The 16,831-nt window shown below is 66.0% G+C and carries 18 protein-coding genes; 13 read left to right on the top strand and 5 right to left on the bottom strand.

All coding sequences use genetic code 11. The annotated features are described in order from the left end of the window. Nucleotides 1-18: 18 nt before the first annotated feature. The 5 genes from FHY55_RS11040 to FHY55_RS11020 all read left to right on the top strand — a co-directional run bounded on the left by FHY55_RS11040 (nt 19) and on the right by FHY55_RS11020 (nt 4,701). On the top strand, nt 19-357 hold the full coding sequence (locus FHY55_RS11040; RefSeq protein ID WP_140014247.1) for a P-II family nitrogen regulator: 339 nt from the start codon (nt 19-21) through the stop codon (nt 355-357). A 53-nt stretch (nt 358-410) separates the two neighbouring features. Further along, a complete protein-coding gene (gene glnA, locus FHY55_RS11035) occupies nt 411-1,817 on the top strand; it encodes a type I glutamate--ammonia ligase (RefSeq protein WP_140014246.1) in 1,407 nt (468 codons plus the stop codon). 123 nt (nt 1,818-1,940) lie between these two features. Beyond that, entirely contained in the window at nt 1,941-2,675 is a 735-nt protein-coding gene (locus FHY55_RS11030; RefSeq protein ID WP_140014245.1) for a hypothetical protein, read from the top strand. A gap of 78 nt (nt 2,676-2,753) precedes the next feature. Then, a complete protein-coding gene (locus FHY55_RS11025; protein ID WP_140014244.1) occupies nt 2,754-3,065 on the top strand; it encodes a hypothetical protein in 312 nt (103 codons plus the stop codon). Between the two features lie 103 nt (nt 3,066-3,168). After that, nucleotides 3,169-4,701: a hypothetical protein gene (locus tag FHY55_RS11020; protein ID WP_140014243.1), complete on the top strand. Its 1,533-nt coding sequence runs from the start codon at nt 3,169-3,171 to the stop codon at nt 4,699-4,701. A 15-nt stretch (nt 4,702-4,716) separates the two neighbouring features. On the opposite strand, the gene FHY55_RS11015 is transcribed toward FHY55_RS11020, so the two are convergent. Further along, nucleotides 4,717-5,478, bottom strand: coding sequence for a DUF3445 domain-containing protein (locus FHY55_RS11015; protein ID WP_254695288.1), 762 nt, complete (start codon nt 5,476-5,478; stop codon nt 4,717-4,719). Between the two features lie 147 nt (nt 5,479-5,625). On the opposite strand from FHY55_RS11015, the gene FHY55_RS11010 reads away from it, so the two are divergent. Then, nucleotides 5,626-6,420 carry a lytic transglycosylase domain-containing protein gene (locus FHY55_RS11010; RefSeq protein WP_140014242.1) on the top strand — a complete coding sequence of 265 codons (795 nt, stop codon included), beginning with the start codon at nt 5,626-5,628 and terminating at the stop codon, nt 6,418-6,420. A 54-nt stretch (nt 6,421-6,474) separates the two neighbouring features. On the opposite strand, the gene FHY55_RS11005 is transcribed toward FHY55_RS11010, so the two are convergent. Beyond that, entirely contained in the window at nt 6,475-7,353 is an 879-nt protein-coding gene (locus FHY55_RS11005) for an endonuclease/exonuclease/phosphatase family protein (protein ID WP_140014241.1), read from the bottom strand. A gap of 200 nt (nt 7,354-7,553) precedes the next feature. On the opposite strand from FHY55_RS11005, the gene FHY55_RS11000 reads away from it, so the two are divergent. From FHY55_RS11000 to FHY55_RS10990, 3 genes are read left to right on the top strand one after another with little or no spacing between them, the layout of a single operon-like run. Further along, nucleotides 7,554-8,495: a nucleoside hydrolase gene (locus FHY55_RS11000; protein WP_140014240.1), complete on the top strand. Its 942-nt coding sequence runs from the start codon at nt 7,554-7,556 to the stop codon at nt 8,493-8,495. Then, nucleotides 8,492-8,959 (top strand): N-acetyltransferase, encoded by a 468-nt coding sequence (locus FHY55_RS10995; protein ID WP_140014239.1) that lies wholly within the window; start codon nt 8,492-8,494, stop codon nt 8,957-8,959. Before FHY55_RS11000 ends, FHY55_RS10995 begins: the two co-directional genes overlap by 4 nt. Next, nucleotides 8,956-10,356, top strand: a complete 1,401-nt coding sequence (locus FHY55_RS10990) for a YdiU family protein (protein ID WP_140014238.1) — start codon at nt 8,956-8,958, stop codon at nt 10,354-10,356. The genes FHY55_RS10995 and FHY55_RS10990 overlap by 4 nt, the downstream gene beginning before the upstream one ends. Nucleotides 10,357-10,377: 21 nt before the next feature. Here FHY55_RS10990 and FHY55_RS10985 read toward each other — a convergent pair whose 3' ends face one another. Further along, entirely contained in the window at nt 10,378-11,277 is a 900-nt protein-coding gene (locus FHY55_RS10985; protein ID WP_140014237.1) for a DMT family transporter, read from the bottom strand. Between the two features lie 86 nt (nt 11,278-11,363). On the opposite strand from FHY55_RS10985, the gene FHY55_RS10980 reads away from it, so the two are divergent. The 4 genes from FHY55_RS10980 to FHY55_RS20515 all read left to right on the top strand — a co-directional run bounded on the left by FHY55_RS10980 (nt 11,364) and on the right by FHY55_RS20515 (nt 14,961). Beyond that, nucleotides 11,364-12,659, top strand: a complete 1,296-nt coding sequence (locus FHY55_RS10980) for a sodium:proton antiporter (RefSeq protein ID WP_140014236.1) — start codon at nt 11,364-11,366, stop codon at nt 12,657-12,659. A gap of 198 nt (nt 12,660-12,857) precedes the next feature. Next, nucleotides 12,858-13,313, top strand: coding sequence for a GNAT family N-acetyltransferase (locus FHY55_RS10975; RefSeq protein ID WP_140014235.1), 456 nt, complete (start codon nt 12,858-12,860; stop codon nt 13,311-13,313). Beyond that, nucleotides 13,313-14,698, top strand: coding sequence for a DUF2927 domain-containing protein (locus tag FHY55_RS10970; protein WP_140014234.1), 1,386 nt, complete (start codon nt 13,313-13,315; stop codon nt 14,696-14,698). Before FHY55_RS10975 ends, FHY55_RS10970 begins: the two co-directional genes overlap by 1 nt. 98 nt (nt 14,699-14,796) lie before the next feature. After that, nucleotides 14,797-14,961: a hypothetical protein gene (locus tag FHY55_RS20515; RefSeq protein ID WP_168222980.1), complete on the top strand. Its 165-nt coding sequence runs from the start codon at nt 14,797-14,799 to the stop codon at nt 14,959-14,961. Here FHY55_RS20515 and FHY55_RS10965 read toward each other — a convergent pair. Together FHY55_RS10965 and FHY55_RS10960 are read right to left on the bottom strand one after the other, a co-directional pair. Further along, a complete protein-coding gene (locus tag FHY55_RS10965) occupies nt 14,958-15,905 on the bottom strand; it encodes an isopenicillin N synthase family oxygenase (RefSeq protein ID WP_140014233.1) in 948 nt (315 codons plus the stop codon). The genes FHY55_RS20515 and FHY55_RS10965 overlap by 4 nt on opposite strands. 71 nt (nt 15,906-15,976) lie before the next feature. Further along, nucleotides 15,977-16,741 carry a hypothetical protein gene (locus tag FHY55_RS10960; protein ID WP_140014232.1) on the bottom strand — a complete coding sequence of 255 codons (765 nt, stop codon included), beginning with the start codon at nt 16,739-16,741 and terminating at the stop codon, nt 15,977-15,979. Nucleotides 16,742-16,831 lie beyond the last annotated feature (90 nt).

Here is a 16,831-nt window from a genome sequence, read left to right as displayed (position 1 = left end):
CAAGGGAGTCGGTCTGTCATGAAAAAGATCGAGGCAATCATCAAACCCTTCAAACTCGACGACGTGAAGGAGGCTCTCCAGGAAATCGGCGTCCAGGGGCTTTCAGTCATCGAGGTCAAGGGCTTCGGCCGTCAGAAGGGCCACACCGAGCTTTACCGCGGCGCCGAATACGTCGTGGATTTTCTGCCCAAGGTTAAGATCGAGGTCGTGCTGGCCGATGACCAGCTCGACGGCGCGATCGAGGCGATCACCACTGCCGCCAAGACCGACAAGATCGGCGATGGCAAGATCTTCGTCTCAACCATTGAGCAGGCCATTCGCATCCGCACCGGCGAAGACGGCGAAGACGCGCTCTAAGCGCCCGGCCGCATCGCCCGAGAAACTTTCAGCAAGGAGAAAGAGAAGTCATCATGAGCAACAAGGACGTTCTCAAGACAATCAAGGATGAAGACGTCGAATACGTCGACATCCGCTTCACCGATCCGCGTGGCAAGCTGCAGCACGTCACCGTTATGTCCGACCAGGTCGACGAGGACTTCCTCGAAGAAGGCTTCATGTTCGATGGCTCCTCCATCGCTGGCTGGAAGTCGATCGACAAATCCGACATGAAGCTGATGCCCGATGGCTCCTCGGCTTACATGGACCCGTTCTACGCCGAGAAAACGCTCTGCGTGCACTGCTCCGTTGTCGAGCCCGACACCGGCGAAGCCTACAACCGCGATCCGCGCGGCACCGCACAGCTGGCCGAGGCCTACCTCAAGTCCACCGGTATCGGTGACACCTCCTACTGGGGCCCCGAGGCCGAGTTCTTCCTCTTCGACGACGTGCGCTTTTCCGTCGAGATGAACAAGGTAAGCTACCAGGTGGACGCAGGCGACGCAGCCTGGAACACCGACGCCGAGTTCGACATGGGCAACATGGGCCACCGTCCCGGCATCAAGGGCGGCTACTTCCCGGTCAACCCGATCGACGACGCGCAGGATCTGCGCTCCGAGATGCTCTCGACCATGAAGCGCATGGGCATGAAGGTCGACAAGCACCACCACGAGGTGGCCTCCTGTCAGCACGAGCTGGGCCTGATCTTCGGCTCGCTCACCAAGCAGGCCGACGAGCTTCAGAAGTACAAGTACGTCATCCACAACGTGGCCAACGCCTACGGCAAGTCGGCCACCTTCATGCCCAAGCCCATCGCGGGCGACAACGGCACCGGCATGCACGTCAACATGTCGATCTTCAAGGATGGCAAGCCGCTCTTTGCCGGCGACAAATACGCCGACCTCTCCGACGAGGCGCTGTATTACATCGGCGGCATCCTGAAGCACGCCAAGGCGCTCAACGCCTTCACCAACCCCTCGACCAACAGCTACAAGCGCCTGATCCCGGGCTTTGAAGCTCCGGTTCTGCGCGCCTACTCCGCGTCCAACCGCTCGGGTTGCGTGCGTATTCCGTGGGCCGAAAACCCCAAGGCCAAGCGCGTCGAGGCCCGCTTCCCCGACCCGGCAGGCAACCCCTACCTGTGCTTCTCGGCCCTGCTGATGGCCGGCCTCGACGGGATCAAGAACAAGATCCACCCCGGCGAAGCCATGGACAAAGACCTCTACGACCTGCCGCCCGAAGAACTCGCCGGCATCCCCACCGTCTGCGCCTCGCTGCGTGAAGCCATGACCGAGCTGGAAGCCGACATGGACTTCCTCACCGCCGGCGACGTCTTCACCAAGGACCAGATCGAGGGCTACATGGACCTCAAGTGGGAAGAGATCTACGCCTACGAGCACACCCCGCACCCGGTTGAGTACAAAATGTACTACAGCTGCTGATCGCGGCAGGGACAGTGAAACAAGAAAGGGGCGCTCCACGGGGTGCCCCTTTTGCTTTCCTCCTTGCGCCTCGGATCGCTCTCCGTTTCCATATGCCCACGACCAAACAGACGAAGGCCCCCAATGCCCAATTGGCTCAAAGCCCTTTTCCCCGGTGCCCGCACCAAAGCCCTCCCCACCGATCGCGCCGAGCAGAACGTCTGGGTCAAGGCCCGCCACCGCGAATGGCAACTGGCCTGGCATGATCTCTTCGATCAAGACCCGGCCCTGACCGCCGAAGGCAGCCACCGGGACGATCCGCTTCCCGACGATCTAATGCAGGACAACCGCCTGATCCACGAGTTTTCCCGTGCCACCCCGGAAACCCGCCGCGCCTGCCTTGCCCTCCTGCCCCTCGGGGCCGAGCTCTTCCGCCGGACGGAGGCCTTCCTCTCCGCAGCGCCCCAACTCCTGCCCGAAGCCGAGGCCCGCGCCCGCATTCCGGCCATCGCCGCGTTGTTTAAAGAGGTCGGCCCCAACGAAGAGGTGGATTTCACCCAACTGACCGTGATCGAACGCTGGACGCAGGAGGGCGAGGCCGCCATGCGCCAGACCGATGACATAACCGTCCTGCTCGAAGGCAACCTCTTGGCCTCCACGCCGCCCGAAGCCCTTCCCGGCCAAGCGGCATCGTCTTTCCTCTCAGAGCCGCTTTACGCCGCCGCCGGCAATTTCTACACGCCCGGCGAGTGGATCTGTGCCCCCCTGCACGGCCAAACAGAAGATCGCCTCCACACCGCGCTCTATGAGCTGTGGCAAGGCGGCTGGCAGCTCAGGCTGGCCGACGACGGAATCGCTCTCGCCCGATACGTCCGATAGCGGCCGCACCGCCTCCTCCACTGGCCTCCCCCTCCCCGCCATGGCACCCTCGCGGCATCCAACACGCAAGGCCCGCCCATGCTCCACCTTCTGCTCGTCGGCTCCCGCCCTGACGTCATCGCCCAAACCTGTGCCGCCCTCGCGACCCGCGCCCATTGCCACCCGGCCACCACGCTTGCCGAGGCAAAGGCCGCCATCGCCGCCCACCCGCTCGATGCCGTCATCATGGGCGCAGGCACCCCCATGGCCGAACGCCTCGCCATCGCGGAGGCCGCGCTCACCGCCCACAAAGGCTGCGCCGTGCATCTGAAAGACAAATCCTCCGGCCCCGCGCGCTTCACCCACTGGGTCGAGGGGCTCATCGCTTTTCACCACGCCATGCACGGGTAACTCCGCCATCCCAAGCCGCGCCTCTGCCCTCACCTCGCCCAACTAAGGCCAGATTGCCGTGGCATCACGCGGGCCAAGCAGTGAACCAAAAGAGGCACACAACATGCCCCTCCCCAGCCGGACCGATGCCGCGCTTCTCTATCCCGCCCCGCCGGAGGTGGATTTCGAGGGCATTGCAAACAGTGTCAAAGAAATCATGGCACCCTCCGGCATTGATCTGCAGACCACCATGCACAAGCCCGGCCAAGGCGCGAAGCTTGAGGCCGAGGGGCTCAGCCTCACCATTGCGCAGGCGGGCAAACGGCTCACCGAGAGCCGCCTCACCAAGGCGATGGCCTCCGAATATACCCGCCTCACCGGGATGAACGCGGGCGTGGATGTTGCGGCCCACGGTGCCTTCATTGCCGTGGTGGCCGAGGCCAAGGGGTTCAATGCCGGCAGTCAGGACACCTTCGAAACCCTGCTCGCCCTCACCCAGATTGCCGCCAGCCACATCGCCATCGAGGCCGAGCCTCTGGCGGTCCACTGGGGCCAGTCCGACCAGCTCTTCTCGCCCGAGCGGTTCCTCGCCATGGCAGATGTGCTGTTTCCGCTGCCGCTGTTCTGCCACCCCCGGCCCTTCTCCTCGGGCCGCGTGGCAGAGGGCACACAGGTCATCGGCTTCCGCCTCGATCACGCCGAAGAGGTGCTTGGCCGCCCGCTGCTCTTCCGCGAGGCCCCGGCCCGCCTGCCCTACCTGCTCGACCGCGCCTATGCCTTCATCGACCACTGCCGCGAGGCTGGCCGCATCCTTGGCGATGGGGCCCAGTTCGGCGCCGGGCCCGGCGAGGTGATCGCCGTGGCCATGAAACCGCCGTCAGTGGAATATCCCCAAGGCCATATCGAGCTGACCCTGCGGGATCGCGAAGGCGTTTTTCAACTGCAACCGGAAGGCGCTCATAGCCCCGAAGGCATGGCCGACGCCCGCCCCGAAAGCGCCCCCTCCGGCCCCCTGCCCACCGGCGGTAAAACCGGCAACGCGGTGGATGACTTTTTCTCCACCCCCGACGCCGCCGCCCGCGAGCGCATCGGGCAGTCCGGCACCGGCGGCGGCATGGCGATGAGCGGCCTTGGTGGTGGCGGTGGCGGCGGCGCTGCTGCCATAAGCGCCCCGGACGGTCTGGAAAAGCTCCGCGAGGCCTCCCGCGAACGGGTCGAGCGCGACAAGCGCAAATCCCAGGCCCACGTCAAACAGGTGCAATGGGTCGGCTTCCTCTTCGGCGCTGGCTTGCCCGGCCGGCAAACCGCCGCCACCTCGCCCGGCATGCAAAAATTCACGCCCTGGCTCGCCGCCTTTGCCGTGGCCCTCGTGCACCCCATCGCGGCCTTGGTCATCATCGCCATCCACCTTGCCCGCCCGCTGCCCTACTACGTCTACGGCGGCATTGCCCTGCTCGTGGTTTTCGGGGCCAGCTTGACCGGGGCCGACCCCGCGCTTGGCTATATGGATATCTTCTCGCTGATCCTCGGCGAAGATGCGGCGCTCTTTGGCGCCAGCTCCGGGCGCGAGGCAACCAACTTCGTCCAGCGCGACCAATATGAAACCTATGGCGAAACCAGCAGCGGCATCGGCGCGCTTCTCGGCGGCCTGTTCTAAGCGCTAGGTTCTCCGCTACCCGCCCACCAAAGCCCGCTGCGCCGCGCTCAGCGCCGTTGCCTCCACCACCGTCGTGTGGATGGAAAACAGCGTTGCCCCCGTCTGCGGCATCCGGATCAGCGCCTGCCGCTCACTCCTGAAATACCGCGCCTCCGGCTCCCACTTCTTTTCCGCCACCTCCGCGCGCGGATAAAACAGGCTCGGGTCAGAGTGAAAATGCCCATTGGCCCGCCACAGGCCCCGCCCCGGTTTCAGGGCCACCATCATCCGCTCCACCCGCGTGTTCAGCTCCTCGCCATACACCTCCACTGGCGCGTGAATGCGCAGCATCGCCCGGCCCATCTTCTCCGCCAGCACCCAGCGGGACGGAAAGCACAGCACGGCCCCCACCAGCACCTGCGCGCCGTCCCGCGCCTCCAGCAGGCAGATGTCCTCGGTAATCAGCCGCCCCAAACTGCCCAGCGGATCTTCCTCATCCACCTCCACCCGGCGGCCATCGGGGCAGCGCACGCGCCGCCCCTCCACTTGCCACGCGTCCCGGCCAGCGATATGCGCCAGCACCATCTCCAGCGCCTCCAGCGCCACCGGCTCGCGCCCCGCCTCCAGGGCCACAACCTCGTTGCGCCGCTCCGCCAAAAGCCGCTCCCGCTCGGCCATCTGCGCCCCATAAGCCTCATCGACCATGAGCCACCGCTCCATATCCAGCGGGGCCGCGCCCGGCAGCCGCCCAAACGCCGGCGGCAACGCGCCCAACCGCTCCTGCAAAATCACGCTCATCTCCACACGCCTCTCTCGCCGCCTCTCTTGGTGCCTCTCTTGCCTGGGCCGCCCCGGCAAGTTTCCGCCATAGCCGCTTTGTGACTTGGCCATTTACAGCCCACCGATTAACCTGTCACAGACGTCATTTTCACGAGGTATTTTCCGATGTTCAAACCCTTCCTTGCCGCTGCCCTCCTTGCCCTTGCGCCAGCCGCCGCATCCGCCATCGGGTGCGGCAAAAACGCGAATGGTTTTGAGGCCTGGAAGGCCGACTTTGCCAAGGTGGCCCAGCAAAACGGCGTTGGCCAGCGCGGCCTGCAAGCCCTCGCGCAAACACGCTACGCCAAACGCACCATCGCCGCCGACCGCAACCAGAAGAGCTTCAAATACTCCCTGCAAAAATTCATGCAGATCCGCGGCTCCAACACCATCATCGCCCAAGGCAAAAAGCGCCGCGCCCGCAATGCCAACTATTACAACGGCCTGCAAAGCCGCTTCGGCGTGCCCGCCGGCGTCATCATCGCGATCCACGGGATGGAAACCGGCTTTGGCAATTTCATGGGCGACAGCAACGTGCTGAACGCCACCGTTACGCTGGCCTATGACTGCCGCCGCCCGGCCTTCTTCCTGCCCCACGCCATTGCCGCGCTCAAAATGATCGACCGCGGGATCATGTCCCCCAATGCCATCGGCGCCAAGCACGGCGAGCTGGGCCACACCCAGTTTCTGCCCGGCAATGCGCTCAAATACGGCGTGGACGGCAACGGAGACGGGCGTCTTGATCTCAACAACCCGTCCGACGCGCTGGCCTCAACCGCCAACTACCTGCGCGCCAAGGGCTGGAAGCCCGGCCAGCCCTACGGTGAAGGCACCCACAACTTCCGCGTCCTGAAGGAATGGAACGCCGCCACCGTCTACCAAAAGAGCCTCGCCATCATGGGCACCGCCATCGACGGCTGATCGGGCTAGGCGCAATCCCGTAGGGTGGGCAATCTGCCCACCCCATCGCCGCGCTCACGGCGCAACCAACTCCATAACCACCCCAAAGTGATCCGACCCAAGCTGTGGCCGGATCACCGTCCGCCCGGCCCAGCCTTCCGGCGCCAGCACATGGTCGATCGGCAACCACAGCTTGCCGCCAAACTGCTCAATGCTCAGCCGCGCCCGCCCCATGTGCCGCGCGCCAATCGCCTCCTCCACCCGTGCCATCGCCCCCGACCATGGCACCATGTTGAAGTCTCCCCCCAAAAACACCGGCCCTTCCAGCGCCGCCAGTTCCGGCAGGGCCTTGGCCAGATGCGCATGTTGTGAATGGGGCGCAGGCCAGTGCAAGTGCAATGACACCAGCCAAACCGGGCCACCCGGCGCATCCACCTGCATCCCCGCCCAGCCATAGCCGCACCGGCGTTCCAGCGCAGGCCAGCGAGCCATCACCGCCTGCCCCCCAACCGCCGAGAATGCGCAATAATGCTGGCCGGGGTAGCGCTCTACCAGCGCCGCCATCACCGCTTGGTTCTCCGCATCCACTTCCTGAAGGGTCACCATATCGGGCCCGACAGCTTGGACATCTTCCACCAGCGGTGCCACCGAAGGCATCCGAAAGTTCATGTTCTTCTGATAGATCACCAACGCCGCCGCGCCGCCGGGCTCAGGCCGCCACTTGTCCCACCCCACCGGGGCAAGCGCCGCCAGCACCACTAGCCACAGCGCAGCAACCCAGCGCCACGTTAGCGCGCCTGCAGCACCGCACAGCGCCAGCCAAACCAGCCCGCCAAGCCCCACCCAGCTGCGCGCCACCGCCAAACTGTCGCCCCAAGCCCACCAGCGCCCGGCAAAGCTCGCCCCAAGGGCCAAAAGCCCCAAAACCACCACCACCCGCATCACTGCCCGCATACCCGTCCCCTGCCTGTGTCTCCCGCAGCCTTTACCGCCCCCATCGCCCCGCATTAACCCCAAATCAAGGTTTACGCGCGCCCGCGCCGATTTTCTTGCCCTCACCCAAACCTTGCCGCCGCGCGCACCCGCCGAGCCCGCGCACCCCCACTGGACATCCCGCCACCTCGCCGCCACTCTCCGCGCCCAAAGGAGCACCCATGTCCCCCCGCAAGATCATCATAGATACCGACCCCGGACAGGATGACGCCGTGGCCATCCTGCTGGCCCTCGCCTCGCCCGAGCTGGAGGTTCTCGGCGTCACCGCCGTCGCCGGCAACGTGCCGCTCGCGCTGACCTCGCTCAACGCCCGCAAGGTGGTCGAACTCTCCGGCCGCACCGATGTGCCTGTCTTCGCAGGCTGCGAAAAGCCACTGGCCCACAGCCTCACCACCGCCGAGCACGTCCACGGCAAAACCGGCCTCGACGGGGCCGATCTGCCCGCGCCGCAGCTCCCCCTGCAAAGCGCCCATGCGGTCGATTTCATCATCGAAACGCTCCGGGCAGAGGCACCGGGCACCGTCACCCTTTGCCCGCTCGGCCCGCTCACCAACATCGCCACCGCCCTCCAGCGCGCGCCTGATATCGCGCCAAAGATCGCCGAGATCGTGCTGATGGGCGGCGCCTACTTCGAGGTCGGCAACATCACGCCCGCCGCCGAGTTCAATATCTACGTCGATCCCGAAGCCGCTGAAATCACGTTCAAGTCCGGCGTCCCAATCACCGTCATGTCGCTCGACGTCACCCACAAAGCCCTCGTCACCCGCCCCCGCCACGCCGCCTTTGCGGCGCTCGGCAATGCCGCTGGCGGGGCCGTGGCGGGCTGGGTCGGCTTCTTCGAGCGCTTCGACGTGGCCAAATACGGCTCCGAGGGCGGCCCCCTCCACGACCCAACCACCATCGCCTACCTGCTCAACCCAACGCTCTTCACCGGGCGGCACATCAACGTCGAGATCGAAACCCAAAGCCCGCTCACCCGGGGCATGACCGTGGCCGATTGGTGGGGCGTCACCGACCGCGCACCCAACGCCACCTTCATGGGCACCATCGACGCGCCCGGTTTCTTCGCCCTGCTCACCGAACGTCTGGCCCGCCTGCCATGAGCGCCCAAATCCACCTTGCCACCCCGGAAGACGCCGAGCGGCTGCTCTCCATGGTCTACCGCTTCCATCAGGAACTCGGGCTGGACCTGAGCGACGAGCACCGCGCCCGCGCCATCATGCCCTTGCTGGAGGGCAACCCGCTCGGTGCCATCTACCTCATCGGCCCCCGCCGCGCGCCGGTCGGCTATATCTGCGTCTGCTTCGGCTGGGCCATCGAGCTCGGCGGCATCGACGGCTTCATTGATGAATTTTGGGTCCGCCCCTCCGTCCGGGGCCGTGGCATCGGCATGGAAGCGCTGCACAAGGTCTTGGCCGCCCTCGGTCAGGCTGGCGTGCGGTTCATGCATCTCGAAGTCGACCGCGAGAATGACAAGGCCCAACGGCTCTACTCCCGCGCTGGCTTCCAGCCGCGCGAGCGCTATTTCCTCATGTCAAAGGAACTCGGAAACACACCCAAGGCATGACCCTGCATCTCCCCCTCTCCCAAAGCTACACCGCGCTCGGCCCCCGCTTCTTTCACGCGCAGGAGGCCGACCCCGTCGCCGCCCCCGAGCTGCTGCTGCTCAACGAACCGCTGGCGCAGGAGCTTGGCCTTGACCCGGAGGCGCTGAAATCCCCCGAGGGCGTTGCGCTTTTGTCCGGCAACGCGCCCCCGGCCCAGCACAGCCCCATCGCGCAGGTCTACGCCGGGCACCAGTTCGGCGGCTGGTCGCCCCAGCTTGGCGATGGCCGCGCGCTGCTTTTGGGCGACATCGAAACCCCCAATGGCACCTTTGACCTTCAGCTCAAAGGCTCCGGCCGCACCCCGTTTTCCCGCTCCGGCGATGGCCGGGCATGGCTCGGCCCGGTGCTGCGTGAGTATATCGTCAGCGAAGCGATGCACGCCCTCGGCGTGCCCACAACCCGCGCCCTCGCTGCCGTGGCCACGGGCGAAACCGTGCGCCGCGAGGGCCCGCTGCCCGGTGCCATCCTCACCCGCGTGGCCGCCAGCCACATCCGTGTCGGCACCTTCCAGTATTTCGCCGCCCGCAACGATGCCGAGGCGCTGGAAGCGCTCGCCGCCTTCGCGCTGCACCGCCACTACCCTGAGGCCGACGGGCCAATGGGCCTGCTCGCCGCCGTCGTCCAAGCGCAGGCGCAGCTCGTCGCCCACTGGATGTCCCTCGGCTTCATCCACGGCGTGATGAACACTGACAACATGGCGATATCGGGCCAGACAATCGACTACGGCCCCTGCGCCTTTATCGACAGGTATCACCCGCAAACCGTCTATAGCTCGATCGACCGGATGGGCCGCTATGCCTATGATCAGCAAGCCAATATCGCCGGTTGGAACCTCGCCCAGCTCGCCTCCGCGCTCCTGCCCGTCATGGGCGGCGAAGAGGCCATTCCCGAGGCCACCGCCTGCGTCAACACCTTCCGCGACAGCTATCAGGCCGCCTACCTCGCCCGCTTCGGCGCCAAGCTCGGCCTTGCCACGCCCACGCCCGATGACCTGCCCCTCATCACCGAACTGCTCGAACTCATGGCACAGGAAGAGGCCGACTTCACCAACACCTTCCGGGCGCTAAGCGAGGGCCACAATCCCCTGCCCGAGAGCCTGCCCTTCGCCACATGGCACGCAAAATGGCAGGCCCGTGCGCCGTCCGAGGATGTCATGCTGCGGGCCAACCCCGCCATCATCCCGCGCAACCACCGCATAGAAGAGGCCATTCAAGCCGCCGTGTCAGGTGATCTCGGCCCATCCGCCCGGCTGATCAAAGCTCTGGCCACCCCCTTCGATCCCCCTGAGGGCACCGAGGATCTGCGCCTGCCGCCCGCACCCCACGAGGAGGTTCAGGCCACCTTCTGCGGCACCTGACCCCAGCCGCCTTTCGGCCCCTCAAACCACCCGAACCCGCCCCGCCGGGCGGTTCACCAGCCAAAGCCCCGCCGCCACCAGCACCAGCGCCACCAGCACCGCAGGCCGCAGCTCTTCACCCAGCACCAGCCAGCCCAGCACACCGGCAAACACCGGGGTCAAGAAGCCAAAGCTCGCCACCGAACTCGCCGGGTAATACTTCAGGATCCACATCCAGAACAAAAACGCCGCGCCCGAGATCACCACGCCCTGCACGCCCAGAATGCCCCAATGCAGCAGGCCCGGCTCTCGCAGCACCGCGCCAAACAGCGGAGCCACGGCCAAGAGTACAACGGCAGAGACGACAAGCTGCCAAAACAGCTGGCTCTCCGCCCGCACCTCCCGCATCCGCGTGCCCCGGGCGATCAAGGCAATCCCCGCCCAGCCCCATGCCCCCAGCAAGGCGCAAATATCCCCGATTATGGCACCCTGCCCGCCGCTCCGCCCGCTCAGCAGCGCAATCGACACGCCCGCAAAGGCCAGCGCCAGCCCGGCCGCCTTCACCGCCGTCAGCCGCTCGCCGGGCAGCAGAAAATGCGCCATTAGCGCCAGCCACACCGGCATGGTGTAAAACATCAGCGCCGAGCGGGCCACGGTGGTGAGATCGAGCGCGATGAAGAGCATCAGGAACTCCAGCGAAAAGCACAGCCCCAGCGCAAGTCCCACACCCCAAAGCGGCCGCGCCACCTCCAGCGGCAGGCCCCTCAGCCGCATCCAGCCGAGCAGAAAGGCAAGCGAGACGACCGAGCGCATCCCGGCAAAGAACACCGGGCCAAACCCCTCATTGCCCACCTTGATGATGACCTGCCCAAACCCGAGCACCAACGAGAAGGTCACCAGCGAAGCGGCCCCGAAGGCATCAATTCGATCTTTCCGCTCCATCGCCCCCTCGCCTATAACAGCCCAATCCCGGGCCAGCCCCGCCAGATGTTCACAAGCCCCGAGGGGGCGCAAGCAAGAGACGTTCCATGACCCTCCTCCAGATCGCTTCGCTGCTCATCGTGCTCGCCGCCGCCTTCGGCACCATCAACTACTTGGTGTTCAAGCTGCCCTCCGCCATCGGCATCCTCGTCGTGGCGCTGCTGGCCTCGCTCGGCGTTCTGGCCTTTGATTTCATTTATCCCGCCTCCACCGTCGAAGAGAGCATCACTGCCGTTGTGAAAGGCATCGAGTTTTCCGATGCCTTGCTTGAGGGCATGCTCGGCCTCCTGCTCTTCGCCGGGGCGCTCCACGTCAAAATCGCCGATCTGCGCGCCGAATGGCCCGCCGTGCTGATGATGGCCACCATCGGCGTCGGCCTCTCCACCGTCATCGCGGGCGTGGGCTTTTCGTGGATCACCGGCATGCCGCTGATGATCGCGCTCGTGTTCGGCGCGCTGATTTCGCCCACCGATCCGGTGGCGGTGCTGGGCGTGCTGCGCGAGGCCAACCTGAACAAGCGGCTGGAAACCAAGATCGCCGGCGAAAGCCTGTTCAATGACGGCGTGGGCTATGTCGTCTTCCTCGTCCTCATCGGCCTCGCCTTTCCCGGCGCGGGTGGTCATGGCGAGAGTGAAGCCGCGGCCCACGGCGCAGAGCACACGTTAAGCACCGCCGACGCGCTCACCGGCGCCGCCGTGCTCTTTGCCCAAGAGGCGCTGGGCGGCGCGGCCTTGGGGATGATCCTCGGCTGGCTTACATGGCGGGTCATGCGCCGGATCAACGACTACTCGCTTGAGGTGCTCATCACCCTCGCGCTGGCCTTCGGCGGCTACGAGCTGGCGATCTGGCTGCACGTCTCCGCCCCGATCATGGCGGTCTGCGCCGGGCTGCTCGTCGGTGAGGTCAGCTACCGCGATGCGATGTCCTCGGAAACCCGCGAATATGTCGATGCCTTCTGGAAACTGATCGACGAGATCCTCAACGCCGTGCTCTTCCTGCTGATCGGGGTAGAGATCTTCGCCGTCACCTTCGACGCCAGCTTCCTCGTCTCTGCAGTCTCCGCCATCGCGCTGGCCCTGCTGGCCCGGCTCGCCGCCGTGGCGGTGCCTGTGCTCATCCTGCGCCCCTTCCGCACCATGCCCGAAAACGTGATCCCGGTGATGACATGGGGCGGCCTCAAGGGCGGCATCTCCATCGCCCTCGCGCTGTCGCTCCCCGATTCGGAATGGAAGCCCCTGATTCTCACCACAACCTACGTGATCGTGCTGTTTTCGATCATCGTCCAGGGCCTCACCGTCGCGCCATTCGCCCGCCGGTTGAACCGAAACAGCACATCGGAGTGACTGTTTCCAGCCGGTGAACATAGGCGCGCAGGCAATATCTTGGGGGCGGCAACAATTGCCCCACTACGTGAGGTTTATCCCGTAACCCCTTGGGCGCATTGGCAACGCCGCCAATATAGAAGTCGCAAAGGCGTGATTTTTCCTCGCCCTGCGGCAATCTCGCGGTAATCTGACTCTCGCCTGACATAAGGGACCGCCATGCCCTCCACTGCCACGATCCGTGCGCTCGCGCCCGGCGACGAAGTCGCTTGGCGTCGGCTCTGGACCGACTATCTGACGTTCTACAAGGCCACCCGGCCCGAGGAGGTGTATGCCACCACCTTCTCCCGGCTTGTGGATGCGTCCGATCCCGGCACCTTCGGCTTTCTCGCCGAAGTGGATGGCGAGGCAATTGGCCTTGTGAACTGCGTGATCCACCGCCACCTCTGGAGGGTCGAGGATGTTTGCTACCTCGGCGATCTCTACGTGGACCCATCGCTTCGCGGCACCGGCGCTGGCCGGGCGCTGATCGAGGCGGTCTATTCCCATGCGGAGGCGCTGGGGGCGCCTTACGTCTATTGGATGACGCAGGATTTCAACACCGAGGCACGAAAGCTCTACGACCGGGTCGGAGAGCTGACGCCTTTCATTAAATATCAACGGAGCGCTGCCTGATGTTGAACCGCTTTCTGCCCGCGGGACTCGCCCTTTTTCTGACTGCCTGTTCTTCTGTCTCCGTTCCGGATGTCGACGTGCCCCAGCGGCGCGAAAGCTACACCGGCTCACTGCCACCCATGCGCACCTTTTCCACGCCCCGCGTGGCGCCCACCTACCGCTCCAACGCGCAGCTTGCCGTCGATTTTCTTGATCTGACCTTCCGAATGGAAAGTGGCCGCCGCCTGCCGCATTTCTCCCGCTTCGAGGGGCCGGTGACAGTCACCGTCAAGGGCAACGCGCCCGCCTCTCTCACCGGCGATCTCACGCGTCTGGTCTCGCGCCTGCGCTCGGAGGCCGGCATTGATATCCGCCTCTCCAAACCCGGCAACCCCTCGCCCTCCATCACCGTTCAGGTCGTCTCCAAGCGCGAGCTGCAACGGCTGGTGCCGCAGGCCGCCTGCTTCGTGGTGCCCAACGTCTCCAGCTGGTCCGAGTTTCGCAAGGCCCGCCGCTCCCGCGCCGTCGATTGGGCCGCGCTGGCCGAGCGCAAGCAGATCGCCGTCTTCATGCCCGGCGACGTGAGCCCGCAAGAGGTGCGCGACTGCCTGCACGAAGAAATCGCCCAGGCTCTCGGCCCGCTCAACGATCTCTACCGCCTGCCGGATTCCGTGTTCAACGACGATAACTTCCACACCGTCCTCACCGGCTTCGACATGCTGATGCTGCGGGTCTACTATGATCCGGCCCTCCGCTCCGGCATGGAGCGCAGCCAGGTCGCCGCGCGTCTGCCCGCCATCCTCGCCCGGGTGAACCCCGCGGGCACTCGTGGCCGCGGCGCCCAGCCGGGCTACACCCCCCGCGCCTGGATCGACTCGATCGAAACTGCCCTCGGCCCACGCGCCCGCCCGGCCGCACGGCTCGCGGCGGCCAAGAACGCGGTGAACCTGTCCAAGCGCCACGGCTGGTCCGACAACCGCGCCGCCTTCTCGCTCTACGCGCTGGGTCGGCTGTCGCTCTCGGCGGAGCCCGAGCTGTCTCTGGCCAGTTTCCTTGAGGCCTCCCGCCTCTATCGGAACAACCCGGAGACTCAGATCCAAGCCGCCCATGTGGCCATGCAGCTTGCCGCCTTCTCGCTCTCTGCGGGTCAGGCAGATGGCACCATCGGCCTGATCGACGAGGTGCTGCCCGCCGTGCGCCGCGCCGAGAATGCCGCGCTGCTCTCCACGCTGCTGCTGTTGAAGGCCGAGGCCTACGAGTTGATGGGCCGCGTGCCCGAGGCCGCCGCCGTGCGCACCGAGGCCCTCGGCTGGGCCCGCTACGGCTTTGGCTCCGATGCCGTGGTCCGCGCCCGGGTGTCCGAAATCTCGGCGCTCAAGCCGCGCGGCCGCACCGCCGTAAACTGAGCCCTGCGGCCATTCCGCCGCAGCCTCAAACCCGCGCTTTCACAGGGGCGTCTTCTGCACTAGAAGGCGCCCCGTAACCTTTCGGGATGCCAACACGCATGATTGTCCTCGCCGCCCTCGCCCTCGGCGCCCTCGCAGGCTTCACTCACGCCCGCCGCCGCAACGGCAACACGCTCGACAAGCTGCAATATATGGCCGTCTACGCCATGATCTTCGCGGTCATCGGCCTGTTTGCCACGATTGCGCTGGAGAAGATGCTCTAAGGCGTCGCCGCCCCGCTGCCTGCCACGTCTTGCGCGTCTGCCATGTGCAAATAAGTTTCGTCGTAGCGCTTCGCCAAATGGTCCCCCGCGCGGATGGGGGCGCCAGCGCCCGCCGGCGCAACATCGGCATCCCACTCCGGGTTGAAGAACAGCGGAATCGAAATTCGCTCCTCGCCGCCGCCCCTCACCCGGTGCAACGTCGCCTTCACCCGCCCGCCAGACCACATCTCCAGCATCTCGCCAAAGTTGATCACGAAGGCACCGGGCTCGGCCGCGACCGGCTCCCATGAGCCATCCCGCCGCAGCACCTCCAGCCCCGGCGCACCATCGGTCGCCAGCAGGGTCAGGCAGCCATAATCGGTGTGCGGCGCAATGCCAAAATCCTTGTCTCCCGCCCAACCGGGCCGCGCCGGGTAGAAGTTGGCCCGCAACAGCGCCATCGGATGTACGAACTTCTGCTGAAAGTAGCTCCGGTCCTCCCCGATCGCCTCAGAGATCGCCCCCAACAGCTGACGGCAAAAGCCCAGAGCCTCCTGATAATAGCCCTCCACCTCGGCCCGGAAGCCCTCCGGCGCATCCGGCCAGAGGTTGGGCGCATAGTAGCGCTCCGGGGCCCCCGCCTCCGCCGCTTCCGGCCACAGAAAGCCGCAGTCGAACACTTCCTTGAGGTCCGGGTTGCTCGCCGGGTCCACCTGCTCCGAACGCATGCCGCCCCAGCCCCGGTTGGAGCCGGTCTTCGCCATATCCACCTTCGCCTTCTCGGCCTCCGGCAGATGAAAAAACGCGCGATAGGTCTCGATCAGCCGCTCCATCCGCTCGGGCGCAAAGGGCGTGTTTTCCAGCACCATGAAGCCCGTCTCCAGCGCCGCACCGCGCACGGCCTCCAGCGCCTCCGCCTCACTGGCCAGCACCGCCTCTGCATCAAGTCTGGGGATCGTCTTCATCGCCGCGCACCTCCTGCTCTTCCGCCCCCTGATGCCGCAGCACCCGGGGGGAGTGCAAGCGCGCGTGGGGCTCAGTTGCCCTGCGCGTCCAGCAGGCTGTCAATCGGCGGCAGTTCCTCGCCGCGCGCCACCGGGTATTCCCGCGCCGTATCGGCTGCGTTCGCTTCGGCACTGGCCCGCTCGCGGCGCACCTCAGCCATCGCAGCGGCCAGTCGCGGCAGAGCGGCAACGCTGCGCACCGCCTCGGCCTGCGCCTCGATCACCTCGGCCTCGCCGCGCACATCGGCCAGCGCCGGATCTCCGGCCACCGCCGCACATCCGCCTTCGCCGCCATCCTCGCAAATCACCTCTGTGCCACGCAGCGCCATCTCGGCCCCGCCCGGCAACCAGCCGTTGCCCAGCCCCGCCGCGCGTCCTTCCAGCTCTTCCATCGTCGGAAAGCTCCCCGCGCGGATCACCTGCGCAATTTCGGGTGCCAGATCACCGGCCTCCACCGCTTCGGCCAGCAGCGCCTCCTGCCGCACCTCCGCCGCGCTCGGGCCGCTCTCCTGCGCAATCTCCGCACCGGGCCGTCCCTCGGGGCGGATGGAGGTCGCCACCAACCCCGTCTCGCGCCGGATCACCGGCCCGCGCGGCGCAGCCGCCGCCTGTTGCGGCGCCCGCTTGCGCTCGACGCGAATATCAACGCCCATCTTGCGCCGCATATCCCGCCGCGCCTCTCTCAGGTCGCGTTTGAACTGGTTGAGAAATCCACCGCCCTGCGCCTCCACCGGGGCGGGCACATGCACCACGGCCAAGGCCGCGACAACGGTCAAAACAGGGGTCCAGCGTGTCATCAGGGCAGCCTCCTCGGGGCGGGCAAATGTGCCCGGCCTTCTCTACTCAACACCATCCCGCGCCTTCGGTTCCAATCCTTTCGCACGGCC

Source organism: Oceanicola sp. D3 (assembly GCF_006351965.1).
Classification (GTDB): domain Bacteria; phylum Pseudomonadota; class Alphaproteobacteria; order Rhodobacterales; family Rhodobacteraceae; genus Vannielia.
This window is presented reverse-complemented; position numbering and strand designations above follow the sequence as displayed.